This is a genomic window from Acidovorax sp. NCPPB 3576, from assembly GCF_028473605.1.
In the GTDB taxonomy this organism is placed as follows: Bacteria; Pseudomonadota; Gammaproteobacteria; order Burkholderiales; family Burkholderiaceae_C; genus Paracidovorax.
Genome location: NZ_CP097267.1, coordinates 47,124 through 70,190, shown reverse-complemented (window position 1 = coordinate 70,190; position 23,067 = coordinate 47,124). Strand labels below are relative to the sequence as shown.

37 protein-coding genes are annotated in these 23,067 nt (G+C 64.5%); 21 read left to right on the top strand and 16 right to left on the bottom strand.

Going from position 1 to position 23,067, the window contains the following annotated elements; all coding sequences use genetic code 11:
• Positions 1-30: 30 nt before the first annotated feature.
• From M5C98_RS00405 to M5C98_RS00330, 16 genes are all read right to left on the bottom strand, one after another.
• Positions 31-723: an aspartate/glutamate racemase family protein gene (locus M5C98_RS00405; protein ID WP_272550315.1), complete on the bottom strand. Its 693-nt coding sequence runs from the start codon at positions 721-723 to the stop codon at positions 31-33.
• A 207-nt stretch (positions 724-930) separates the two neighbouring features.
• Complete coding sequence (locus M5C98_RS00400) at positions 931-1,476, bottom strand: phage virion morphogenesis protein (protein ID WP_272550313.1); 546 nt, start codon at positions 1,474-1,476, stop codon at positions 931-933.
• Between the two features lie 99 nt (positions 1,477-1,575).
• Positions 1,576-2,814, bottom strand: coding sequence for a phage minor head protein (locus M5C98_RS00395; RefSeq protein WP_272550312.1), 1,239 nt, complete (start codon positions 2,812-2,814; stop codon positions 1,576-1,578).
• Complete coding sequence (locus M5C98_RS00390; RefSeq protein WP_272550311.1) at positions 2,774-4,267, bottom strand: DUF935 domain-containing protein; 1,494 nt, start codon at positions 4,265-4,267, stop codon at positions 2,774-2,776. The genes M5C98_RS00395 and M5C98_RS00390 overlap by 41 nt, the downstream gene beginning before the upstream one ends.
• 5 nt (positions 4,268-4,272) lie before the next feature.
• Positions 4,273-5,733: a terminase large subunit domain-containing protein gene (locus tag M5C98_RS00385; RefSeq protein WP_272550310.1), complete on the bottom strand. Its 1,461-nt coding sequence runs from the start codon at positions 5,731-5,733 to the stop codon at positions 4,273-4,275.
• Positions 5,733-6,278: a DUF3486 family protein gene (locus M5C98_RS00380; RefSeq protein WP_272550309.1), complete on the bottom strand. Its 546-nt coding sequence runs from the start codon at positions 6,276-6,278 to the stop codon at positions 5,733-5,735. Before M5C98_RS00380 ends, M5C98_RS00385 begins: the two co-directional genes overlap by 1 nt.
• A gap of 3 nt (positions 6,279-6,281) precedes the next feature.
• Positions 6,282-6,602: a hypothetical protein gene (locus M5C98_RS00375; protein WP_272550308.1), complete on the bottom strand. Its 321-nt coding sequence runs from the start codon at positions 6,600-6,602 to the stop codon at positions 6,282-6,284.
• Complete coding sequence (locus M5C98_RS00370; protein WP_272550306.1) at positions 6,599-6,931, bottom strand: hypothetical protein; 333 nt, start codon at positions 6,929-6,931, stop codon at positions 6,599-6,601. Before M5C98_RS00370 ends, M5C98_RS00375 begins: the two co-directional genes overlap by 4 nt.
• 14 nt (positions 6,932-6,945) lie before the next feature.
• Positions 6,946-7,452, bottom strand: a complete 507-nt coding sequence (locus M5C98_RS00365; protein WP_272550305.1) for a hypothetical protein — start codon at positions 7,450-7,452, stop codon at positions 6,946-6,948.
• Positions 7,449-7,952, bottom strand: a complete 504-nt coding sequence (locus M5C98_RS00360) for a glycoside hydrolase family protein (protein WP_272550304.1) — start codon at positions 7,950-7,952, stop codon at positions 7,449-7,451. The genes M5C98_RS00365 and M5C98_RS00360 overlap by 4 nt, the downstream gene beginning before the upstream one ends.
• 156 nt (positions 7,953-8,108) lie before the next feature.
• Positions 8,109-8,624, bottom strand: a complete 516-nt coding sequence (locus M5C98_RS00355; RefSeq protein ID WP_272550303.1) for a hypothetical protein — start codon at positions 8,622-8,624, stop codon at positions 8,109-8,111.
• 118 nt (positions 8,625-8,742) lie between these two features.
• Positions 8,743-8,937, bottom strand: coding sequence for a hypothetical protein (locus tag M5C98_RS00350; RefSeq protein WP_272550302.1), 195 nt, complete (start codon positions 8,935-8,937; stop codon positions 8,743-8,745).
• 10 nt (positions 8,938-8,947) lie between these two features.
• Complete coding sequence (locus M5C98_RS00345) at positions 8,948-9,307, bottom strand: DUF6232 family protein (protein ID WP_272550300.1); 360 nt, start codon at positions 9,305-9,307, stop codon at positions 8,948-8,950.
• Positions 9,308-9,359: 52 nt separating this feature from the next.
• Positions 9,360-9,851, bottom strand: coding sequence for a DUF4124 domain-containing protein (locus M5C98_RS00340; protein WP_272550299.1), 492 nt, complete (start codon positions 9,849-9,851; stop codon positions 9,360-9,362).
• On the bottom strand, positions 9,848-10,201 hold the full coding sequence (locus tag M5C98_RS00335) for a hypothetical protein (RefSeq protein WP_272550297.1): 354 nt from the start codon (positions 10,199-10,201) through the stop codon (positions 9,848-9,850). The genes M5C98_RS00340 and M5C98_RS00335 overlap by 4 nt, the downstream gene beginning before the upstream one ends.
• 27 nt (positions 10,202-10,228) lie before the next feature.
• Positions 10,229-10,693, bottom strand: a complete 465-nt coding sequence (locus tag M5C98_RS00330) for a helix-turn-helix domain-containing protein (protein WP_272550296.1) — start codon at positions 10,691-10,693, stop codon at positions 10,229-10,231.
• A 143-nt stretch (positions 10,694-10,836) separates the two neighbouring features.
• Between M5C98_RS00330 and M5C98_RS00325 the strand changes: the two genes are divergently transcribed.
• From M5C98_RS00325 to M5C98_RS00225, 21 genes are all read left to right on the top strand, one after another.
• Complete coding sequence (locus M5C98_RS00325) at positions 10,837-11,040, top strand: helix-turn-helix domain-containing protein (protein WP_272550294.1); 204 nt, start codon at positions 10,837-10,839, stop codon at positions 11,038-11,040.
• Positions 11,037-11,246, top strand: coding sequence for a hypothetical protein (locus M5C98_RS00320; RefSeq protein WP_272550293.1), 210 nt, complete (start codon positions 11,037-11,039; stop codon positions 11,244-11,246). Before M5C98_RS00325 ends, M5C98_RS00320 begins: the two co-directional genes overlap by 4 nt.
• The gene (locus M5C98_RS00315; RefSeq protein ID WP_272550292.1) at positions 11,243-11,560 is read left to right on the top strand and encodes an IclR family transcriptional regulator; all 318 of its coding nucleotides are present in this window, start codon (positions 11,243-11,245) and stop codon (positions 11,558-11,560) included. Before M5C98_RS00320 ends, M5C98_RS00315 begins: the two co-directional genes overlap by 4 nt.
• Before the next feature lie 5 nt (positions 11,561-11,565).
• Positions 11,566-12,483, top strand: a complete 918-nt coding sequence (locus tag M5C98_RS00310) for a hypothetical protein (protein ID WP_272550290.1) — start codon at positions 11,566-11,568, stop codon at positions 12,481-12,483.
• A gap of 14 nt (positions 12,484-12,497) precedes the next feature.
• Entirely contained in the window at positions 12,498-14,261 is a 1,764-nt protein-coding gene (locus tag M5C98_RS00305; protein WP_272550289.1) for a transposase, read from the top strand.
• A complete protein-coding gene (locus M5C98_RS00300) occupies positions 14,258-15,481 on the top strand; it encodes an ExeA family protein (RefSeq protein WP_272550288.1) in 1,224 nt (407 codons plus the stop codon). Before M5C98_RS00305 ends, M5C98_RS00300 begins: the two co-directional genes overlap by 4 nt.
• A 2-nt stretch (positions 15,482-15,483) precedes the next feature.
• Positions 15,484-15,789 (top strand): hypothetical protein, encoded by a 306-nt coding sequence (locus M5C98_RS00295; protein WP_272550287.1) that lies wholly within the window; start codon positions 15,484-15,486, stop codon positions 15,787-15,789.
• Positions 15,786-16,400 (top strand): hypothetical protein, encoded by a 615-nt coding sequence (locus M5C98_RS00290; RefSeq protein ID WP_272550286.1) that lies wholly within the window; start codon positions 15,786-15,788, stop codon positions 16,398-16,400. Before M5C98_RS00295 ends, M5C98_RS00290 begins: the two co-directional genes overlap by 4 nt.
• The gene (locus M5C98_RS00285) at positions 16,397-16,582 is read left to right on the top strand and encodes a hypothetical protein (protein WP_272550285.1); all 186 of its coding nucleotides are present in this window, start codon (positions 16,397-16,399) and stop codon (positions 16,580-16,582) included. The genes M5C98_RS00290 and M5C98_RS00285 overlap by 4 nt, the downstream gene beginning before the upstream one ends.
• A gap of 11 nt (positions 16,583-16,593) precedes the next feature.
• Positions 16,594-16,854, top strand: coding sequence for a hypothetical protein (locus M5C98_RS00280; RefSeq protein ID WP_272550283.1), 261 nt, complete (start codon positions 16,594-16,596; stop codon positions 16,852-16,854).
• 11 nt (positions 16,855-16,865) lie between these two features.
• On the top strand, positions 16,866-17,483 hold the full coding sequence (locus M5C98_RS00275) for a DUF3164 family protein (protein WP_272550282.1): 618 nt from the start codon (positions 16,866-16,868) through the stop codon (positions 17,481-17,483).
• Positions 17,480-18,124 (top strand): hypothetical protein, encoded by a 645-nt coding sequence (locus tag M5C98_RS00270; RefSeq protein ID WP_272550281.1) that lies wholly within the window; start codon positions 17,480-17,482, stop codon positions 18,122-18,124. The genes M5C98_RS00275 and M5C98_RS00270 overlap by 4 nt, the downstream gene beginning before the upstream one ends.
• Positions 18,121-18,342 carry a hypothetical protein gene (locus M5C98_RS00265; protein WP_272550280.1) on the top strand — a complete coding sequence of 74 codons (222 nt, stop codon included), beginning with the start codon at positions 18,121-18,123 and terminating at the stop codon, positions 18,340-18,342. The genes M5C98_RS00270 and M5C98_RS00265 overlap by 4 nt, the downstream gene beginning before the upstream one ends.
• A complete protein-coding gene (locus M5C98_RS00260; RefSeq protein WP_272550279.1) occupies positions 18,339-19,067 on the top strand; it encodes an HNH endonuclease in 729 nt (242 codons plus the stop codon). Before M5C98_RS00265 ends, M5C98_RS00260 begins: the two co-directional genes overlap by 4 nt.
• Entirely contained in the window at positions 19,064-19,360 is a 297-nt protein-coding gene (locus M5C98_RS00255; protein WP_272550278.1) for a hypothetical protein, read from the top strand. The genes M5C98_RS00260 and M5C98_RS00255 overlap by 4 nt, the downstream gene beginning before the upstream one ends.
• Positions 19,361-19,367: 7 nt before the next feature.
• Positions 19,368-20,258, top strand: a complete 891-nt coding sequence (locus tag M5C98_RS00250; protein WP_272550277.1) for a recombination-associated protein RdgC — start codon at positions 19,368-19,370, stop codon at positions 20,256-20,258.
• Complete coding sequence (locus M5C98_RS00245) at positions 20,255-20,473, top strand: hypothetical protein (RefSeq protein WP_272550276.1); 219 nt, start codon at positions 20,255-20,257, stop codon at positions 20,471-20,473. The genes M5C98_RS00250 and M5C98_RS00245 overlap by 4 nt, the downstream gene beginning before the upstream one ends.
• A complete protein-coding gene (locus tag M5C98_RS00240) occupies positions 20,473-20,715 on the top strand; it encodes a hypothetical protein (RefSeq protein ID WP_272550275.1) in 243 nt (80 codons plus the stop codon). Before M5C98_RS00245 ends, M5C98_RS00240 begins: the two co-directional genes overlap by 1 nt.
• A 238-nt stretch (positions 20,716-20,953) precedes the next feature.
• Complete coding sequence (locus M5C98_RS00235; RefSeq protein WP_272550274.1) at positions 20,954-21,403, top strand: regulatory protein GemA; 450 nt, start codon at positions 20,954-20,956, stop codon at positions 21,401-21,403.
• The gene (locus tag M5C98_RS00230) at positions 21,396-21,791 is read left to right on the top strand and encodes a Mor transcription activator family protein (protein ID WP_272550273.1); all 396 of its coding nucleotides are present in this window, start codon (positions 21,396-21,398) and stop codon (positions 21,789-21,791) included. The genes M5C98_RS00235 and M5C98_RS00230 overlap by 8 nt, the downstream gene beginning before the upstream one ends.
• Before the next feature lie 88 nt (positions 21,792-21,879).
• Entirely contained in the window at positions 21,880-23,058 is a 1,179-nt protein-coding gene (locus M5C98_RS00225; protein ID WP_272550272.1) for a peptidase, read from the top strand.
• Positions 23,059-23,067: the final 9 nt, after the last annotated feature.

Here is a 23,067-nt window from a genome sequence, read left to right as displayed (position 1 = left end):
CGCCGCCGGCCTTTCCACTTTTTTCTCTTTTCAGCCCAGCCGCTGGCGCAGCCGCGCGACGGCGCTGTGCACGGTGGTGAACACCGGCAGCCCCGTGGCCGCCTCGCACGCCCCCCGCGCGCGCGCCATGCTGAACTGCGCGAGCGCGATGCGGCGGCACCCCTGGGCCTGCAGCGTCCGCGCCTGTTCCGCGATGAGCCGGTCGTGCAGCGCCGCATCGCCCCGGTTCAGCGCGTCGAGCGCGCCATCGGCCAGGGCCGTGCGCAGCGCCACGTGCGCGGGAAACTCCGGTGGCATCGAGGCCAGCGTGGGCGCGAAGGTGGCGATCAGGCCCACGGGCCCTTCGCCAGCACCGGGCCCGGCGGCCTGCGCGATGTCGTCCACCATGGCCTCGTTGGGCTTGAGCACCGGCAGCCCCGCATGCCGGCGCCCCACTGCCTCGATGCACGGCCCGAAGGCCGAGCAGGTGAACAGCAGCGCCTGCGCACCCGTGCCCACGGCGTAGTCCGCCAGCCGCAGGAACCGGTCGTGCATGGCCGCATCCAGCCCCGCACCCGAGCGCGCCAGGTCGGCCGAGAGGCTGTCGTCCAGCAGGTTCATGCGCAGCGCATCGGGCCACTGCGCCTCGAAGGCGGCGTTGATGGGTTCGACGGAATGCGGCAGGGCATGGATCAGCGCGATGCGCGGCGGTGCCGATGCGGATACGGGGGTGGGTGCGGTCATGGGGAGGGGGCTCAGATGCCCTTGGAACTGGGGTTCTTGAACGGGAGTGAGATAAAGGAAGAGAGGGAGGCGCGATAAATGGGAAGTTCCGGGAAGAACTGGGGCGAGGTGGGCTCGGAACTCTGCAATTCTCTTTCCTGACGGGAAATAGCGGAGCTCAAGAAAAAAAGGCGCTGGATTGGCGCCTTTTTCCAATTCGGACCGCAATCAGCCTTCCATCAGGTAGCTCTGCACCAGACTGACGATGTTTGCCTTGTCTGAATCCGATGCGCCCAGAAATGGCCGGGCGGGTATGTCGCCCCACGGGATCGGGAAGCTCCCCACACGGGTGGTGTACAGCCCGAAGCCGAACTCACCCGACTTCGCACCGTGCTGTTGTGTGGCCGCGTAGACCATGGGACTGCCGATGCCTACCGCGCCAACATCGCGGACCTGGTAGTTGATCGTCGTGGCCAGTGCTCTGGTCTCCCCGGTCAATGGCTTCTTGCCGGCCAGCTTCTGCGCGCTCCTCTTTGTCAACTCGCCATCCTTCTTGCGTGCAAACATTGAGCTGTACCGGGCCAGGGTGAGCGCGCTGTTCGGTGCCCAGGCCGTGCCATCCGGGCCCGTGGCCGAGGAAAACCGCTGCTTGGTGGATTCGGTCAAGTCTTCGCCGATCTCCATCAGCAAAGGCCGCATGTCCTGCCCCCTCTCCAGCAGGCCATGCAGGTAATCCAGCCCGTTGCGGCTGGTCAATTCAATCATTTGCGCCATCGAAGCACTCCTCGTAAGATCCGCACTGCCTTGTGCATCGACCCCCGGTAGTCAACACCGGTTTCGTCTTGAACGTTGTGGTCGGAGCGCGAGGCCTTGTCATTTCTGAGCCGTTTTGATCACCAGCGAGCTCAGTTGCAGCGACCGATTGCGTTTGCCTGCCAACACCTCCCACACCGCCCTGAACGTTTCTCCGTTGATCGCCTTGGTGGCCACCACCGTGGGATTGCCGTTGCGCGATTTCTCGCCTGCGCGCAGCGCATCGGGATCGTTGAGCACCGACTCAAGCTGTCCATAGTCCTGCGGCATGGCAGGGCGTTGGCCTGAGCCATCAAAGCCGTGCGAGGCATCGACATGCCGAGGCGCCTCGGCAGGAAGAAGGATCGTGTAGCCGCGCACGTCGGCACCAGCTGCAGAGCCGACCCAGTCGGCACGCTCCACAAACCCCAGCCACAGCGGGTCGCGCCGCTGTCGATCTGCAAGCACATCACGCACGAAGTCGGGCACCAGATCCTCGGCGTTGATATAGCGATTGACATCGGCCGACAGTGCCTTGCCGATGGCTGGGGGGTAGTCGATCAGCTTGTCCTGTACGAACGATCGCAGATCGTCGTCAGCCCGCGCACCTGGTGCGTAGTCCCAGCCTTCGCCAACCCCTGCAGGCGTGCCCGTGCGCGGATCGACGGCATCCCACCCGTCCGGCGGCTCGCTGGAGTCCCCCTCGCGAGGCGCCGACACTGCCACCACGCGGCATTCGCATCCAAAGTCATTTGGTGGGAAATGGCTTTGCCAGAAAGGGTGGTCGTGGCGCAGGGTCAGCCGCATGTCGCCCCACTGCTTATGGATTGGCCTGGGGTGCACCACGCTGTCGCTGTGCACATAGCGCCAAAACGGGCGGCGCTTAAGCAATGCAGGGTCCAGCAACTGCGCGCGGCGCCCGGCCGCGTAGGACGTGGCCAGGTTGGTTTTGTAGATCACCCGCGTGCGCCACGCTTCGCCAGCTTGGCTTCCTTCGCCCGTCCAGCCAGTCCAGCCGCGCTTTGCAACGATGTCGGCAAACTGCTTGCGGAACTCCCCGATGCTGCCGCCTTGAACAGCCTGGTCCACCGCTTTGCGCAAATCCGCCAGCAGGTCGGCCTTGGCGGCACCGGCCACCATGAAAGCGCGGTCGTGGGCCGCGCGTTGAATGTCACGCCAGGACTCGCTGGGCAGATTCAGCTTGCGCCGAAGGAACTCGATCTGTTCCTGGAACTGCTGGCGCGCTCCTTCCACCGTGCTCAGGGCCACAGATCCGAGTTCAGCCACGGCCAGCCTCCTGCGCCGCTTGATCGCGCCCACGCAAATGGGCCAGCTCGAAAGCCATCGCCATTAGCTCGGTCAGGTCAGCCGTGGACAGATCGGCATAGGCATCCAGCAATGCGTCCTGCAGTGCCTGGGGTTCGTCGTACGTGTCCACCAGTTCGCGCAGTTGCTTGACCCAGTTGTCCACCACCGGCGCGCCTGCCGTGCCAAGCGCTGCCAAAGTGTCGCTGGTGGCCTGCTTCACGTCGCGCTCGGCAAAGGCCACGGGTAGCTCGCCAGTCGCTGGCTCGAGCGGCATAGCCACTTCGAGGTCGCCAGCTTCCAGCTTGTAAACACGCTGCCAGTAAGCCGGCGTGAAGCGCACCCCTGCGCGGCTCAGCGTCTCATCGCGCGTGGCCTGCTCCGTGTTGACGTCTTCCTCCTCGAACAACTCGAAGGTGGGGGCTGGTGATTGCTCGCCCTCGTTCACGTCGGTCACCCACCGCAGCAATTGGTTGATGGTGGCCGCCGCCAGAGTGGCATCACCATCGCGGATCGTCTTGGCCACCTCCAATCCTGCCTCCGCGCTGGCGCGATTGCTGTTGGATTCCGTGCTTTGGTTCTGGCCCAACAGCGCGATGCTGATCTCGGAGCGGCAGAACATCAGCAGCCGTTCGTAGAGGTCAGCACTGGCCCCCTTGTCGCCGGCCTCCAGGATATCGATGCTCGAATCGTCAGGAATCGCCGCCACCGCGTCCTGAATCATGGCCTCCAACTTATCCAGCAGCGCATCCACCTCGGTCCCAGGCGTGCCACGTGGCTGCTTGCCCACCAACCAGGGCGTACCGTATTTCTCGGTGAACGTCACCCAGAACTTGAGCCCGCCCCGCTTGAAAATCGCCGGCCAAAAGCACATGGACAGATCCGCATGTCCGTAGGGATTGGCGTAGCTGGCCTCTTGGCGTGCGAGTAGGAATTTCCGCGGCTCCAGCGTCTCGCCAAGCATAGGCTGCTCGCGGCTGCGAAAACGCAGTTGCGCCTGGGTGTCAAAGAAGAACCACTCCGGTGGCTTGCCAATTACCTGCAGCGGTACGTTCGCCCCATTGCGCGTGCCCCACACAAGTTCGAGGGGTTGCCAGCCAAACAGCACCGCCTCGGTGATTTCGTTGATCAGCGTGTCCATGTCATAGGTGGCGAGCAGATCGTTCGCCAGGCGCGTTGCACGTGCGCTGGCCCTGCCACGCTGCACCCGCCACTCCAGCGCCTTCACGGCGGCCTTGCGTCGACGAATGCAGCCGCCCACATGCGCATCACTGCGCAGATCGCGGTATACGCTGATGTCTTTACCCTGGCGCTTCAGGATCGGGTCGGGGTTGGGCAACAGGAAGCCGAAGCCTGCCAAGTCGGTGCTGCGCTCGCGCGTTGCGATCTGCTTAGACAAGGTCGAACCCTGCCGAGCCTCGGCGAACGAGACGAACTCGGTGGGGGACACATAGATGCCTCGGGACATGGTGCTCAATAGCCTTCAAGAGATAGCGCGCTGCGGCGGGGACGGCTCGCGGCGTGCACCGGGCCAAAATTCATGCGTGTCGCCGCGTGCGCGTATACGCAGGCCATTGCGTTGTCGCCGTGACCGCCATCGGTCGTCTTGCCCTCGGGCATGCGTGGCACCCCGCGGACCAGCCGGATGGCCCGGTGGGATTGCAGCAGGCCGTCATGTTTGGGGATCTCCACGGTGTCGTCTTCAAAGGCCGCTTTGTAAGGCGGCATGTTGTCGCGGTACCAGCCTTCGGTGGGCATGAGCCGCTGGACCACCGAGCCGTATTTGTCGTGCGCGGCTTCCCCCACATAGCTGCCATTGCCCCGGCTGTCGATCACCATGCCTGATAGCCTCGGCAGTGCATCGGCAATGGCGTACAACACCTGCAACTGCTGGTTGTAAGGGACGTTCTTGAGCTCCACCAGAAATGGGATGCGCACCCGCAGGTTCGAGGCGATCTCGGCCGGGGCGATGCAAGACAAGTCGCCGCTGCGCCCGAAGTCCATGCCTAGTGCATGCCGCAACTCGGGAACGAACCGCAGCAGCGGTATCAGGTGCTCATCGATCCAATCCTGCATTTCGCGCTCGCGCAGATCGGGCCGAGCGTTGTTGAAATCTGCGGTGCCCGTGAAGCGAATCACCGGTGCGGCGCGCATTCGAGCCTCGATCAGTGCGCGGCTCAGCCAGGCGCCGCCGCCCTTGGACGGAATGCAGAAAAGCTCCTCGTCCTCGTTGGGCTTGTAGCGGTTGATCATGGTCTGGCGCCACTCCACCTCGCGCTCCAGGGACCACTCCTGGCCAGTGACCGCACAGATCTTGCGGTAGAGCCCGTCGCGCAGCGCATCGTCCAGATCGACGCGGTGAACGCTGTAGGGGAACTTGCCGGCCCGCACGTCGTTGATCAGCTCATTGAAGGGGTTGTCGTCGCCGTCGTGGGTGCTGATGATGCGGATCTGCCCGCCCCACATCGTCATGGCCATGGCAGCTTTGAGCACCTCCTTGATGTCATCCAGGAAAGCGCCTTCGTCCACGACCAGGCGCTCACCAGGCCGGCCCTTGGAGCGCAAGTTGCGCGGGCTGCTGGTGAACGCCTGGATCATGTGGCCGCTGTCGAACTTGATCGTGTATGTGAGGATTTGCTTGTCCTCTTCTTCGATCACCGACTCTTCGATCTGGCCCGCGGCCGCGTTGAAAGCCCGGGCCCATGTGGCGCAGTCCTGGATGAAGCCCGCCGTCATCTCTTTGTTGTACGAGATGTAGTAGACGTTGGCGCCCTCGGCGCTGGCTGCGTAGAGCACGTCGTCGGCCGCCTCGGCATAGCTGATGCCGATGCGGCGCGACTTCTCCATGATCTTGACCTGCGACTTGTCCGCGATCCAGTCCACCTGGTACTGCATCAGGATGCGCGTGGCCTGCGCAATCTGGGTCGGTTGCATCACAGCTGCCCCATGATCGCCGCGCGCAGCGCCTCGACGCCGCTGGTGGAAAGTCCCTGCTGCCGGCCGGTTTCACCGGCCTGCTGCGCGGCGTCTTCCAGGGCCTTCTTGCGGGCCGCTTCTTCGATCTCCTTGCGCACGGCCTGGCTGAACTTCTTCTGGGTCACCGACGCCTTGCCGATCTCGGCCGCGTTCTTGAACAGCTTGTTCACGTCCACGCTCTCGGGGTCGATGTCCAGCTCCATCAACAGGCCGAAGATGCGCTCCTGCGTCATGCGCACGACGGCCGCTCCCAGCTTGTCCTCGTCGTCCGGCGCCGCGTCAACCAGGGCACGGGCTTGTTCCGTGCTCATCTTCAGTTGCGCCATGCGCTTTTCGAACTGCGAACCGTAACGGTGCAGCGCGGACTTGGAGACGCTCTCGCCCTGGCTTTGCAGGTCTGCCGCCAACTGAACGTAATCGCTGAATCCGCGCTTGACGAGTTCCGCATCAAGCCACACCTTGAGCTCTGGCGGCAACGTGTGCACCTTGCTACGCGGCGCCATCGGTCAACCCTGCGTGATGCGGGGGCGCGCCACTCCCGGCTGCGCATCGATCGTGTACTCCACGAAGTCGATGCCAGTGCGCGTCAGGTCCACGGACCAGCGGTCCAGCGGATCGCGCACGATGGCGCACATCTCGCGAGCCTCGAGGTAGTCCAGCTCGCGCCGAATCTCCTGGTGGGTGGCATCCACATACACCGACTGCACGATGGGCAGCAAGGCCTCGGTGTAGATGCCCACAGGGCGCGAAAGATTGATGGCCGACAGCAAATGCCAACGGATGGCCTCGCGGCGCACTTTGAGAATGTCAGGCGAATAGTGGCTCACAGATGCTCCCCCCTGCGGTTGTTGTCCAGCGCGCGCTCCATGCGGAGCGCGAAGTTATCGATACGGGTATTGATGCCGCCCACGGCTTGCACGAAGTCGTCGCGGCGCACATAGTCGCGGGGCAGCTCCGCCTGGAATCGAAGAAACGACGTCTCCAGTTGCCGTGCTGCATCGGCCTCCCGGCGCAAGTCGTCGCCCAGCTTGCCGATGGACACGTGCAGGGCCTCAAACTTTTCATTCGCCCGCTTCTCCGCCTGCAGCCCGATCACCTTGAGCAGCGCCCACAGCGCGCCCAGGAACAGGCCTGCCAAGGAGATGAGGTTGGTCATCGTCAGCTCAAAAATCATCGGGCGATCTCGGTGGTGGGCGCACGGCAGACGCTGCGCGCAAATTCCTGCAACCCAGTCACTTGGTCGCGGAGTCCGTCAGCTGCTGCTGCCAGGTCTGAATACGCTTGCGCGCTGTGTCCGAAAAGCTCTCGGGCGGTGGCGGCATCGCGAGTGCAGGCGGCAATGCCGGCATCACCTGCTGGGTAGGGATCGGTGCGCTTGTTGAGGCGGGAAATCTCGTGGTGCAGGCCGCGAACAGCAGCGGCAGCAGCAGCGTCGCGCACCAGGCGCGCGGCCTCGCGTTTGGCGTCTTCATTGGCAACCCTTTCGGAGTTTCTGAACTTGGTGGCGTTGTCACGCGCCGTGGCCGCGCTGCGGTCGGCCTCCTGCTTGTCCCAGGCCGACTGCACCCGTGCAGAGCCCTGCGAATCCCCCTGCTGGAGCAGGTGTGCATTCCAGGCCCGCACGCCCAGGACAACGGCTAGGGTGAGCGCCACGGCCGCGGCGATGCGCAGCTTCATGGTGCATCCCCGATGCAAGTGCGGTATTCCAGCTCCCGGCGGTTGGTGAGCCCACGCAGTGGCTCCAGCTGTCCGGTCTTGGGGTTCCGATACTTGTTGAATTCCCGGATCCGGGCGCAGGCTTCGGAGTAGCGCTGCGCATTGATCAGATCGATCAAGGTCGGCGGCGCGGCCGGCTTGGCGGGATTGCAGAAGGCGCCTGCGCCGATGTTGTAGGCCAGGCTCAGATACGCATCGAATTCGTATTGAAAAAGCGGTGCCTTGATGCACCGCTGAATGGCCCGGGCGTGCTCGGAAACGTCGCCGTGCAGCCTGATCAGGGCACGGGCCGGCGTGGTTGTGTCGCCGAGCTTGACGCCCGCCGTAGCACCGTAGCCGATGGTGGCGACATTGCCCGAATCGAGGTAGGCGTTGCCCCGATAAGACTCATAGCCCGCGATGCCCACCAGCGAAGCGGCGGAGACGACCAGAGCGGCGACGGTGGTGCGGTTTTTATCCATGCACGGCAGGATGCCGCGCGCGCGAGTGTGCGGAAAGTAAAGCGCTTAAAAGTCCAGAAGGGGCGTGATGGACCTACGCTACGGGCATCGTCTTCAATGCCGAATTTCGAACTGACACGAATCGTGAAGCACTGCGCTGCCGTACTCCGCGACGGCCTACGCTTGCTCTACTTCACCCACGGTGTTTGGTTCTACCAATCCATCAGCCATCTGCGCCACTGCATTTTCCAAAACCTTGTATGAAGCATTCCAGGCTGTCCCGGCTTCGGTCACCTGGGCTGACAGTTGATCAGCGTTACCAGGGTTCTCGCGCACTGCGCGCAACGCAAAATCGAGCGTCACAGTGGCGGCGTAGAACTCCTTCGCGCTCGGGCGCACGGCTGCTAGTCCAAGCAGCGCTGCGGCGTAGGCTTGCGCTGCGGCGCTGGTCGACGATGCTGCAGCAGATACGTCGGCAGATTTGGGAAGTGCCTTGCCCTTCACCGAGACCCGCTCCAGCGAATCCATCACCTGCCAACGTGCCGTCAGTACATGGCCCCACAGTTCACGCAAACGAGCGTCGTGCAGGGCCTGCTTTCGTAGTTCGTCGGCACGCTCCCAAGTCAGCGTGTCCTGTGCATCCTTGCGCTGCAGTTCCTCCCGCCTTAACGCCTCGCTTCGTTGCCATTGCAACGCTTCTCTCTTGTCTGCACGGTCTGCTTGTTTATGGGCTGCTCGTGTGGCTAGGAGTTGGGTCAACAGGGCAGTGACCAGCGCGGTACCAGCGCTGATGAGTGCCACCCATACCACCTCAGTCATTTTCCGCCCCAGTTGAGCGTTGCGACAAACCTTCCCGATATCCAGCCTGCCAGGCGGCCCAGAAGCTGCCCTCCATGATGGCCTGGACAGCAGCCATCCCCTGCAACTCAGGTCGCGGCTCGGGGAGTGATCCAGGCTGCTGCAGCCATGCTTTGAACTTGAGGTATTCCTCGCTTGTGTCGGACATGGCAGCCCTATCAGCCGCGATGGACGATGGCCTGATTCAGCGCGCCGACTACCTGGTTGAAGTAGTCCAGCTCATTGGTCGTAAGCGCCTTGGTCTCACCGCCAGCGGTGTGCAGCATCACGTGGAACTTGGTCTTTTGCAGGTACAAGAACAGTGCACAGATTGCCACCACGATGCCACCAAAGATCGGTGAGGTGAAAGCGATCAACACCCCGACGATCAGTACAAGGATGAGTACGAATCGGCTGGGCGGCTCCGTCGCCGGATTGACCGAGGTGATGTTGCTCATCGCGAAGGTTTGCGCACCTACGACGAACCTTGCATTCGTGACCTTGACGCCCTCGCGTTCAAAGAAAACTTGCTCTTCCATTTTTGAATTCCCCCCTTGTAGATTCTGGTTATGTCGCGGCAGTGATTGCCGGCTACTTCGATGCTGTCAATTCGCGCAGTTCCTTTTCAAGGCTTTCCAATCTAGCGCGGAGGTCTCGCGCCTTCGTGTCGCAGGTGGTCGCCGCTGCCTGCATTTCAGCCGAAATAGATTGCTCGAAGGTTGCACCAGCGAGATTGTTGTTGGCTAGTGCTTTGCGCTGGGAAAGGGCTTGCTGCTGCTGCTCACAACGCAAAAAGTGAGTTTGCAATTCGGCCCGGGCATTGCGAATTAGATGCTGTTCCAGATCGGTTCTTCGCCGCCAGGTCTCTCCAAAAGCCCCTTCCTTTTGGGCTGCGCTTAACGGGCTCTGAGCAGACGCTGCAGGAGCGTTGCCGCTCGCTGGCTTTACGTTGACAGTCTCCCCTTTTCCCACGCAGGGGGCATCCTGAAAAACTGTCTTTCCGTCGGCACCGGTGCATTTGTTGATAGCCCATGTTGCGGGTGCAACTGCCATGGCTGCAATCAGCAGAGTGAGTTTGATCATGCCTTTTCCCTCCCTTTTGTTCGGCGATGGATTGTCTCGACGTAACGCCGCACGCGCAATAGCTGGGCAGGCTCCAAATCAATCACCATCCGCGTTCCAAAGGTTCTTTCCATGAAGAGAAACACCCCTTTGTTGTCTTGCAGTTGGCGTATCAAGCGCAGCACTTCGCGCTGCTCGGGAGACGTCAAAGACAAGGGGGCTGCTGGAGCTTCTGGTCCTGGTTCTGGCTTCGGTGCAATCACAGTGATGGTGAAGTGGTTCGTCGAAACATTTCCCTCCACCTTTCCAATCTGCACAGCTCCGGCCCCTTCATTTTTCATTCTTGGCAACAGCTTGGCGGCCCATGCCAAGAGTTGCTTAGGTAGCTCTCCCAAGATCTATCCCCCTTTGCCTTTGACCGAAACCTTGCCTCCTGCGTAACCGACCTGAACGCTGCCGGGAGAGTTGCTGGTCATAGTCATGTTGCGCATGTTTACAGCTGCTGAGGGAGTTGGCTGCTTGCGACGAACTGGCTGCTCAGGCGCTGCAATACCAGCGGCCAAGAGAGCAGCAGTTTGCACAAGGTGTGCCTTCGCTTCTCCGTTGCAACGGCGGTAGTTGTCGATCAGAACCCGCTCCGACACATCTAACGCTGGAGCAGCTGGATCTCTTTCGCCGCTCACAACGTACAGCACGTCCACGCCAATCGCACCAAGTGCCGCGAGTTGAAAACCGTCAGGCGCGGTCTTCCCAGTCTCCCAAGAAAACAGCGTCTGTTTGGTTGTGCCAACGGTGGCAGCGAAATTGGGCTGGCTTAAGCCCAGACGTTCTCGCTCCGAACGGAGCCTCTCCCCAATGGTCATGAAATATTTCCCACAAACTAGTTGCAAGGGAAAGATTTCTTTCCCATAATCGACTCAACGTAGCAAATCCCTGCTGCACCTAAACAAGTTGAGTCGAAGGGTAACAGACCATGCACCCAGAAGAAATCAAAGCAGCCATCCGAATGAAGGGCACCACGCCCACAGCGCTTGCCGAAGAACTGAAGGTGTCGCGATCGATGGTGTCGCACGTCATCAATGGCAAGGCCAAGAGCGACCGGATCGCCAAGCACATCGTCCAGGTCATCGGCCTGCCGGCGGAGAAGATCTGGCCCACCAAGGCGGCCGGGCCCAAGCTGCGCCGCGATCGCGCAGGGGCATCCGCATGAAGTCCGCTCAGCACATCTACAACGCCGAGATCCGGCGTTGCCCACGCAGCCCGGAGTGGAAGACCGGCGCCCTGCGTGGTCTTGAGAAAGCGATCGACGGAACCGAGCCGCAACCCAGCAACTACCCGGCGGGCAGTGCCCAAGACGACGCGTGGCGCGCCGGCTTCGATTACGGGCTTGCCGAGGGCAGCAAGGCTCAGCGATGACCACCCGTGCAACTGACTACACCAACGCTGCCCAGCAGCGGATCCTGCACCTCACCTTGGCGCTCTTTGGCGACGTCGTTCACGGCTACCCGCCCAGCCGTCTGGCCGATCTGCTCAAGGCTTCGCCCAGCGTTATCACACGAGACCTGGACAACCTGCGCACCGCAGGCCTGGCCGAGCGCGATGACGCTACTGGCCACTGGCGCCTCACGCCCCGCCTGCCGCAGCAGGCCATCAAGGTTTTCAACGCCATCGACACGGCCGCACGCCGCGTCGATGAAGCCCGCAACCGATACACCCGCAACCCCGATTGATCGCCATGAAGAAGACCACCAAGGCCGCTACGGCCGTAGACGCCCCCATCGACCAGGAGCGCTTCGCAGCTGACATGGAAGCCATGCGCAGCCAGGCCGCCGGCACGGCCCTGGCCGCCACGCAGCAGAACGAGCGGGTGGCCGCGCTGGCACTGCAGCTCAACTACACAGGTTCCACCAACCCGGCCGTGCTGGAGAACTCTGCAAAGGATGCTATTCGCCGCATCGGCGCCGGCATCTTCGAGCTGGGCGGCTATCTGCTGATGCTGCGCGAGGCAAGCCCGCACGGTCACTTCTTACCCGCTTTGGAGCGATTGGGCATCGTTCCCGTCACTGCCCAGCGCTACATGACAGTGACGCGCCGATTTGCAAATGCGTCGTCAACGACGCATTTGGGTGCGCTCGGCGTGACCAAGCTGGTCGAACTCCTGCCGCTCGACGACGAGCAGCTCGATGACCTTTCCGAACTGGGTCAGACCGGCGAGCTGGCGCTGGACGACCTGGGGGGCATGTCGGTCAAGGAACTGCGTGCCGCAGTGCGCAAGGCCCGCTCCGAGTCCGAGAAGCACAAGGCCCGCGCCGAGCGGCAGGAGGCCGTCAACACCGAGCTGCATGAAGAGGTGCGCCTCATCAAGCGCCTTCCCCCGGCCGATGAGCTCAAACGCGTGCTTAAGGAAGCGGGCGACATCCAGGCCGAGCTGTTGGGCGTGATCCAGGGCGGGCTGCGCCAGGCGCTCATCGCCTTGAACAACGCCGAGCAGGACCAGAGTCTGCACATGGCCGGCATGGTGGGCCAGGCCCTGGCTGAGCTGAACGCTCTGCGCGAGGAATTCAACCTGCCCACGGTGGACACCACGCCCGAATGGGAGCGCTGGGCGAAGGCCAACCCCGTCAACACATCCACCCCCGCCAAGGCGAACTGAGCTGCTGTTGCGCCATGAGTCTGAGCCCTGCCCTGATTGATGCGCTGCTGGACGTGCAGCGCCGCGCCCAAGCGGCCGGCCATGGCGGCAAAGAGGCTGTCTATGCCGCTGCCTGCCAGCACCTGGGTTACTCCCGCGCAACGCTGATGCGCCGCCTGAAAGAGGTCACCGTGAAACCTGATCGCAAACGCCGAACCGACGCGGGCAAGACCAGCCTGAGCCTGCAGGACGCGCAGCGCCTATCTGCGCAGATGATGGAAGGCTACCGGGCCAACGACAAATCCATCCAGGCGCTCAAGCTCTCCCTGGAGCAACTGCGCGCCGAGAACCCCCTGTTCGCCAGCGCGATCGACCCCGACACGGGCGAGACGCGCCAGCTCTCCGAAAGCGCTTGCGCCCGTGCACTGCGTGGCTACGCGCTGCACCCTGAGCAGCTGCGCGCACCCGCCCCGGTGCAGGCCCTGGCCAGCGACCACCCGAACGACGTGTGGCAGATCGACGCCTCCATCAGCACATTGTTTTATGTGCCTGGTGAGCGCGAAAGCGGCATGCAGGACATGGCGCCTGGCGTCTTCTACAAGAACAAGCCCGAGAACTTCGAGCGGATCAAGCGCCAGCGCCTGACGCGCTACGTGCTCACCGACCACTGCAGCGGCTCCATCTTCGTGCTGTACGTGCCTGGTGGCGAGAGCACGGTCAACATGGCCGAGTCATTCCTGGCCGCGATCGCGCAGCGCCCCGGCCAGCAGATGTACGGCGTGCCTTTTCACTTGATGATGGACCCGGGCAGCGCCGGCATCGGCGGCACGTTCATGAACCTGCTGCGCCGCCTGCAGGTGACCCCGGTTGTCAACAAGGCTGGCAACGCCCGCGCCAAGGGTCAGGTCGAAAACGCCCACAACCTCGTGGAGACGAACTTCGAGTCGGGCTTCAAGTTCACCCACGTGCCCTCGATCCAGTGGATCAACGAGAAGGCGCAGATGTGGATGCGCCACTACAACAGCGCACGCAAGCACTCCCGCCACGGCATGCCCCGCTGGGACAAGTGGCGTGAGATCACCCAGCAGCAGCTGCGGCTGGTGGACGCCGCCCTGGCCCGCTTGCTGCTCACCCGCGAACCCGAGACTCCCAAGGTGGATCGGGAATTGACTGTGCGCTTCGATGGGCGCGTGTGGGCTTTGCGCGATGTGCCGGGCGTGATGGTGGGCCAGAAGGTCGAGATCACCTTCAACCCCTTCGACCAGGCCACAGCCTACGTGCTGCAGCGCGATGCCGAGGGGCAGGAGTTGCTGATCCCCGTGCCCGAGGCACAAGAGGGAGCCCATGGCTTTGCTGCAGGCGCTGCTCGCATCGCCCGCGAGATGAAGTCGCTGCCCGACACAGTGGCTGTCACCAATCGCAAACTGGTGGAGCGCCTGGCCACGGGCACTGACAGCGACGAGTCCGCTGCAGCAGCGCGCAAGGCCAAGGCTCTGCCTTTCGGCGGCAAGCACGATCCGTACGCACACCACGAACCCAGCCTGCCCGCAGCGGTACCACTGCCCCGGCGCGGCACCGAACTCGCACCTGCCACCCGCGTGGCGCAGGCCGAGCCCGAGCTGCTCACGCACTTCGAGGCCGCCAAGGCCCTGGTGTCCAAGGGTGTGGCGATGTCGCCCGAGCTGGTGGGCACGCTCAAGAGCCTGCACCCCGAAGGCGTGCCGGAAACCGAGCTGGACGCGCTGGCGGCCCGGCTCACGGTGCGCGCCGGCCTGCGCGTGGTCGGAGGTGCCCAGTGATCACCGCATCCCTGTCCGTCCCCGTGATGCCGCCCCTGCAGCCGGTGCTGGCCGAGCTGGGCATCCAAAGCCGCGACCTCGCGCGCGCCGCCAACCTGTCACGCAGCGCCGCCAGCCGACTGGTGGCCCATGGGCTGCTGCCCGCGCGCCGGGCCGGCGAAGTGCGCCAGCGCGTGGTTGATTACCTCAAGTCCCGCGGTGCCTCCATGGCGCACCTGCGCGAAATCGTTTTGCCAAAGAAGTTGGCCCCGGAGTGCTTGCAACACGCCGAGGCCGCCCCCGTGAACCCAGATCCAACCGAACCCCAGGAGGAAAGCCAGATGTTACTGCGCAACGAAACACTCACCCCGGCCGCCAAGCGCCACTTCGGCTTGGCCCGAAGCCCCTTCGTGGACGACATCCAGTCGCGCGACGACGTGTTCGCGAGCCAGCACGGCCGCTACGTTCGCGCCGCGCTGATGGATGCCGCTACACACCACGGTTTCATCGCCATCGTGGGCGAGTCCGGATCCGGCAAGTCCACGCTGCGCGAGGACCTGGAGGAGCGCATTCGCGAGGAGCGCAAGCCCGTGATCGTCATCAAGCCCTATGTGCTGGGCATGGAGCCCAACGAAACCAAGGGCAAGCCGATGCGCGTGGGTCAGATCGCCGAGGCCATCGTGCATGCCCTCGCCCCGGCCGTGGGCATGAAAAGCAGTCCGGAAGCCCGCTACCGCCAGGTGCACGACCTGCTCAAGAGCAGCCGCGCCGCTGGCTACTCGCACTTGGTGGTGATCGAAGAGGCCCACCGCATGCCGCTCGCCACCCTCAAGCACTTGAAAAACCTCATGGAACTGAAGGACGGCCTGCGCCGCCTGATCGGTGTTGCCCTCATCGGCCAGCCCGAGCTGCGCACACTGCTGAGCGAGCAGAACCCGGAAATCCGGGAGATCGTGCAGCGCTGCGAGCAGATCGCCATGGAGCCGCTGGACAACGACCTGGAAGCCTATCTCTCGCACAAGCTGGAGCGCGCTGGGGCCAAGCTGGCGGACCTGGTCGAGCCCGATGCCCTGGACGCCATCCGCGCACGACTCATCAGCATGCCGCGGGGCGGCCGCGCGGCGGATGCCGTGAGCGTGTGCTACCCGCTCGTGGTCAACAACCTGGTCTGCCGCGCCCTCAACGCCGCCGCCCTGGTGGGCTTTCCGAAGGTGGACGCCCAAGTGATCGCGGGGTGCTGACCATGCCCTCCTACCTGACCACCATCATCCGCCCGGACGGCACGGAGGAGCGACACCTCGATGTCTTCGGCGACCCGGTGATCGCCGCCCAGGAGATGGCTCGGCGACGCCCTGCGGCGCAGAGCATCTCCGTGGAGACGTACGGGGCCTGGAAGGCACGCCGGCTGGCCTCGATCGCCACCCGCAAGACCGCTGCCACGCACCGCTCGGTAGGGTGCTACGCGCTCGTGCTGGCCGCCGTGCTGGCCTTCACGCTCGGGCTGGCGATGCTGCTGGGCTGCATCAGTGTGCGGGGACTGCCGCTGTGACCAAGCCATCCGAGAAGCTCGCCTGTCCGGTGTGCTCCGCAGAGCTGACGTTCGAGCAGCTGCTGGGCCACATGGAATCGGGACGCACGTTCGACCGCCTTGCCGCGGTCAGCGTGCCCCTAGGCACCCTGGTTATGCAGTACCTGACCCTGTTCACTCCGGCCAGCCAGCGCCTGACCAATACCAAGAAGCTGCGGTTGATCGATCAGCTGCTGCCTGGCCTGGAGGCTCGGTCGATCACGCACAAGGGCCGGGATTGGGCGGCACCCCTTGCGCACTGGGCCCAGGCCATCGAGCAGATGCTGACGGCCCGCGCCATGGACCGGCTGACGCTGCCCATGACAAACCACAGCTACCTGTACACGATCCTGGCCGGCATGGCTGACAAGCTGGAAGGCCAGGCAGAGCAGCAGCACGAGCAGGAGCTGCGTACCGGCCCACGCCGTGCATCCACCAACGGCCCGGCCGCGGTAGGCGAGGTGCTGGCCGCGCCGGCTACAGCTACCACGCCACGTCCGGCTGCAGCCGCACCAGCGCCTGCTGGCGTCTCCCCCACGGTCCGCGCAATGCGGGCGCAGATCGAAGCACGAAGGAAAGGCGAGCAACCATGAAGACGCCCACCAAGGCCCACGCACGCGCAAAGGTCCAAGCCCAGACCCGACCAGAAGGTGCCGTGGAACCCGCCCAGTACGACCGCATGCGTGCGCCGGTCTGGACCACCAACCCCGCACCGGCCACCCGTGCCGGTGCCAATGACCACCGACGCATAGACAGCCGCAGCTATCGGTGCTGAAGGGATTCCACGTGAACCAACAGAAATTAAGCAAAAGCGAGTTTTCGGAACAGGCAGACGTCATTGCCCGCCGGATCGTCACCGCACTGGAGGGTGAGCAGGAAGCGTTCCTGGTCCTGGAGGCTCTGTGCCGTGTGCATCGCTTCGTCTGCGTGCAAATCCCCACCAAGTCGCTCGGAGCCGCTGGCTTTGCCTTGGGCGCCTACGCCGGCGAACTCATGCAAGCCAGCGCGACAGGCAAGGGCCTGGGCACCAACAACCCCATCCATTGAAAGGAGCCACCATGGCAAACACCGACATCCCCGCCGGCTACTGGCAAGACGCCAACGGCAACCTCATCCCTGAGACCAAAGTCAAAGACATCGACAAGCTGCGCCACCAGGTGGTGATGGATCTGTGCAAGATGGCAGAGCAGCATCGCGACGGTCTGGTGCAATTCAAGCTGCAGGCCATGCAGGAAGTCGCGGCCCTGGTGTCCACCAGCATGGAGCAATACGGCGTGCGAGCGGGCGGCGAGAAAGGCAACGTCACGCTGGTGAGCTACGACGGCCGTTACAAGCTCATGCGCCAGATGGCCGACAAGATCACGTTCGGCGAGCAGCTCATGGCGGCGAAGTCACTCATCGATGAATGCGTGCACGAGTGGGCGCAGGGTGCAAACGACAACATCAAGGCGCTCGTCAACCATGCCTTCCAGACCGACAAGGAGGGCAAGATCAACACGGGGCGCGTCCTGGGCCTGCGCCGCCTGGAAATCACCGACGCCAAGTGGCTGAACGCCATGAAGGCCATCGCGGACAGCATGCAGACGGCCAGCACGAAGCCCTACGTGCGCTTCTACAAGCGCAACGAAACCACGGGTGGCTACGACCCCATCAGCCTGGATGTGGCGGCCGTATGAACTTCCCCATTCATTCTTTGCGCGCTACCGCGCCCACCACCACCGACCAGCTGGCCCAAGACGCCTATCACGCCTATGCCAAGGAGCGCACGCGCCTGGGCGGTGCAAAGGCCCCCGAGTGGGAGCGTCTGAGCCAGGCGGAAACCAAGGGATGGCAACAGGCCACCAGCGCCATCGCATCGCACGTTGCATTCACTGGCTGCCCTCGGCCCTTGGATCTGGCGGGGGGCGTGTGCGAAGCCAAGCGCTGCGCCGAGTGGCTGCTGCACCTGGCTGACGGCGGCGACGTGGGCAGCGATGCCCAGTTGCGCATGCTGCTGCGCACGGCTGCCGGTTTGCTGGTGCGCCCTGAGGATCCGGGCGGCTTCAAGTCACGGCCCGTAGCACAGTTCGATGCCCTGCGCCGCGCGCTGGCCGATCTGCCTCGGATCGAGGCGTGGCATATCGTGGGCGCCCCGTGGGGCCAAGGCGACTTCGTGGTCGCCGGCCATCCAGATCCGCACATCGGAACTTACGTGGCCGACACCGAGAACTGCGATGGTGAGGGCGAGCACTCGCTGGAGTACGCGGCGTTCATCGCTGCAGCGAATCCGGAGGTGGTGCAGCGGCTGTTGCGTGCGGTGGAAGGGAGTGCGTCATGAGCGCCCCCAAGACGTTCGACGATCTGCCGCTGGCCACATGCTCTCTCTCAATCGAGGAGCGCGCGAAGTGGATCAATGTGTTGGACCCACTGCTCAAGTACGCAGGCCGCCCGGGCGACTGGGGCCGCGAGTCCAAGCTGGGCCTGCTCACGCAACGCCTGTTGCAGGTGCGGCAGGAGCTCACCCAAGGCGAGGTCAAGGAAGGCGGTTCAGCATGAGCGCTCCCAAGTCCCGAAACATCCTGCCGCCGCGCCGCGCCTGGACGCCACACGAACTGTGCCGGTTGCGCGAGCTGTATCCCGATCTGTTGGCGAGCACCGTTGCCCGCGAACTCGGGCGGCCGGTCGAGGCCGTGTACCGCAAGGCGCGTGAACTGGGCCTGTGCAAAACCGAGGCCTTCATCGCTTCGGAGCTGTCCAGGCGCATCAAACGAGGCCACCAGTCGCCTGCCATGGTCGCGTCTCGATTCCAGCCAGGCTCGAGGCCGTGGAACAAGGGCGTCAAAGGATCAACGGGCATGCACCCCAACACCCGCGCGACCCAGTTCAAGAAGGGCCAGATGCGAGGTGCCGCGCAGCACAACTACGTGCCCATCGGCAGCGAGCGGATTTGCGCTGACGGCTACCTTGAACGCAAGATGACAGATGACCCGTCGATCTACCCGGCGAGCCGCTGGGTGGCGGTGCACCGGCTGGTATGGATCGCAGCCCACGGCGCCATTCCCGCAGGCCACGTCGTTGTGTTCCAGCCTGGCAAGAAAACCGTGAAGCTGCACGAGATCACGGTGGACCGGCTCTCTTGCATCACCCGTGCCGAGCTCGCTCTACGCAACCACCCACGCAACAAGAGCCCTGAGCTCGCCCGTCTGGTCCAGCTCAAAGGGGCCATCACCCGCCAAGTCAATCGCATCGCCAGGGAGTCTGGCGAAGGAGCAAAAGCATGAGCACCGCAGCCGCCTCGCCGCACATCAGCCAATTGCGCCAGCACCTGCTGGACACGCTCGCCGACCTGCGCGACCGGGACAAGCCCATGGAGCCTGACCGCGCCCGTGCCGTTGCCCAGGTCGCTTCCGTGCTTGTGGACACGGCCAAGGTCGAAGTGGACTACCTCAAGGCCACCGGACAGGAGCGCGCCGGGTTCCTGGAAGAGCCGCCGACCGCCACCACCGCAGCGCTGCCCAATGGCTCGCCGTTTCCGAACGGCATCACTGCCGTGACCCGTCACGCACTCAAGTGAGGATGCCATGATCAAGAACGCAATCGTCTACCGCATCACTAGCCTGTCTGCGGGGCTTGACCAGGTCGAGCAGGCCCTCGCCAAAGTGCCCTTCGTGGAATGCGGCGCCACGCAAGAAAAGTCCATCGGCTGGGCCCCGCCTCGGGGCGAAGCGAACGGCGCCTTCGTTGAGTCCATCGGCGGCCAGTGGATCGCCCGTTTTTTTGTTGAATCCAAGTCCATTCCGGGCTCCGAGCTCAATCGCAAGGTCAAGGAAAAGGCTGCGCGCATCGAACAGGAGACCAGCTGCAAGCCCGGCAGGAAGGAGCGCAAGGAACTGGCGGACGAGGCCAAGCTCGATCTGCTGCCCATGGCCTTCGCCAAGCAGGGCGCGATGTGGGTGTGGATCGATCCGGCGGCCGGCCTCCTGGTGCTGGACACCGCCAGCCAGGCACGCGCCGACGAGGTCGTCACCCTGCTGGTCGAGGCCGTTCCCGGCCTGTCGGTGGCGTTGCTGGACACGGCGACCTCGCCCCAGGCCGCCATGGCGCACTGGCTCGGCACGCAGGAGCCACCCGTGGGCTTCAGCGTGGATCGCGAGTGCGAACTCAAGAGCGCCGACGAGGCCAAAGCCGTGGTGCGCTATGCCCGCCATCCGCTCGACATCGACGAGGTGCGCGAGCACATCGCCGCCGGCAAGCTGCCCACCAAGCTCGCGATGACCTGGGACGATCGCGTGTCGTTCCTGCTGACCGATTGCCTGCAGTTGCGCAAGATCGCGTTCCTCGACTCTGTGTTCGACGGCACCAAGACCGACGAAGGCGGCTTCGATGCCGACGTTGCCATCGCCACGGGCGAATTGGCGAAGCTGATTCCCGACCTGGTCAAAGCGCTCGGCGGCGAAGGGAGGCGCGCATGACGATCCGCATCCGCGAGACAACGCGCGGCACGACGATCCGGTTCACGGGAGCCGACGCCAGCCGGGCGCTGGGAGAGATCGCCGCCGCCCTCGAAGCCAAAGGCGCCGCCGACGCGCAGAAACCCGTCCCAAATCGTCCCAAAGCAAACGCCGGGGCACCGGGTGCGGAAACGCCCCACAGCGTCTCCGTGGCCTTTAAATCGAGGAGGCCCTGATGCGCACCGCACTTGCCCTTGAAACTGCAGCGGCAGTGGCTGGCATGCTGGGTGCCATGCTGCTGGCCAGCGCTTACCACCCGGGCCTGGGCTTCGGCGCTTTTCTGCTGAGCAACCTCGGTTGGCTTGTGTGGAGTTCCGGGCATCGCCACTGGCGCATGTTCGCGCAGCAGGTCGTGTTCCTGGTCACGAGCCTGGTGGGCCTGTGGAACTGGTGGCTCGGGCCGCTGCTGCTGGGGTGACCATGGCCACCCACGAAAAGCACTGCAACAAGTGCGGCGAGGACTGGCCCGCGGATCTGGAGTTTTTCTACTCTGACCCGCGCGCCGCCGATGGCCTCGCATACTGCTGCAAGGCCTGCTATCGGGAATTGGTGGCCGCGAGCCCAAGGAGGCGGAAGGCTGCCAGCGCCAGGCCGCACATGACGGACTGCATCGCGCCGCTACTCGCCGGGCCCGCTCCGGGGGGAGGGATTGCAGCATGAAGGCCAATCACATTGCCGCAATCCACGTGCTCAAGGCCAAGCTGAGCCAAAGCGATGACGACTACCGCGTGCTCCTGCAGCAGCTCACCGGCAAGACCAGCAGCAAGGCCATGAGCGCGGCCGAGCAGCAGCGCGTGCGCGACCACATGCAGGGATTGGCCGAGCGCCAGGGCCTGGTGCCAGCTACCACGCGCCGCCGCCCGCTGACCCGGGAACAGTTCGGCCAAGCCAAGAACGCGGCCAGCCCGCGCGAGCGCAAGGTCTGGGCCCTGTGGCACCAGCTACACCGCGACGGCCTGGTCAACGACAAAAGCCAGGCCGCACTCGACGCCTGGGTGCACCGCCAGGTCGGCGTGTCGGCACTGCGCTTCGCCACCGGGCCGCAGCTGGACACGCTGATCGAGGCGCTCAAGGCGTGGGTGGCACGGGGCGACGGCGATGCTTGATCTGGCCCAACTCGCCCCGTTGCACGAGCAGCTCGATCCAGGGTATCCGGAGAACCTCCGCACCGTGGCCGAGTGGCTGTTCGTGCAACTGGTGGAAGACGAGGAGACAGAGCCAACCCCGCAGCGCCTGCACAAGCTCGCCACCCTGGCGCTGCGGCAGACCGAGCGCCTGAGCGCGGAAGAAGGCGGCCGCAACTTCTACCTGGGCAAGGGCCTGCGCTACCGGGCCAGCCTGCGCGACCGCGAAATGTACGAGCGCTTCACCGGGCGCAACTACAACGAGCTGGCCCGTGAGTACCATCTGACCCCAACCCGCGTGCGCCAGATCATGGATGCCATGCTGCAGGACGATCTGGGCCGCCGGCAGGGCCGCCTCGTCCTGGAATAGTCCGCCTCGCCCGCGCGCGAGGCCACCCCTCGAAACGTTCAAGCGCTTGATTTAGGCGCAGCGGGCCTGCCGCGCGACATTGCGGTCCATGCCTCAAGTCGCCCCCGCCACCAAGCCCCTGCACATCTTCAAGCCCGGCCGCTGGACGACCGTCGCAGGCGAGACCATTGAGTTTGGCGAGGCCGATCTGGCCGCCACCGCCGCCGCCTACGACCCCAAGATTCACAAGGCCCCCATCGTCAAGGGCCATCCCGCGCTCGACGCGCCTGCCCAGGGCTGGGCGGATCAGCTGGTTGTGCAGGCCCGCGGCCTCTACGCGCTGCCGTCCAAGGTCGACCCAGCGTTTGCCGAAGAGGCACGCACTGGCCGCTGGGGCACGGTCAGCGCCAAGTTCTACCGGCCCGATGCCACCAACAACCCCGTGCCTGGCGTGTGGTACCTGCGGCACATCGGCGTGCTGGGTGCGCATCCTCCCGGCGTCAAGGGCCTGGACGACCCCGAGTTCGGCGATGCAGACGACGGCTGCGTTTGCTTTGCGGAGGGCGTGGCCTTCGGCGAGTGGGACGCCATGACGACGGCCAATCTGCTGCGCAACCTGCGCGAGTGGGTGCTGGGCAAGTTCGGCCAGGAAGACGCCGACAAGGTGCTCCCCAACTACGACGTGCGCGCTCTTGAGCTGAGCGCTGCCGAGACGGTCAACGAAACCCGCCAGGCGCAAGGCCTACCCGTGGCGTTCGCCCAAGGCGAAGCCTCCCCCACCGATCCACCACCAAAGGAGTCCGCAGTGACCGAAGAAGAAGCCGCGCGTTTGCGCACCGAAAACGAGGCCCAGGCACGGCAGATCGCCGCGCTGCAGGCCGCTGACAAAGAGCGCAAGCAGGCCGCAGTGCTGGCCGAGAACGCTGCCTTCGCCGAGAGCATGGCCGGCGAAGCACGCATCCCCACCGCCCTCAAGGGCCAGGTGGCCGCCATCGGCGCGCAATTGCAGGCCGCTCCCGACGTGGCGTTCGGCGAAGGCGCTGACAAGAAGCCGCTGCACCAGGTGTTCCGCGACCTGCTGCAGGCGCTGCCCAAGCAAGTGGATTTCGGCGAGCAGGCCACCCGCGAACGTGCCGCGGGGGATGGCGCCGACGCCACCACGCCCGTGGAATTCGCAGAAGGCGCCGACCCCGCCCGCGTGGCCCTGGACAAGCGCATCCGTGCGCATGCCAAAGAGCACAAGGTGGACTACGCCACCGCGGCCCACGCCGTGATGCGCAACAAGTAACCGACCCAA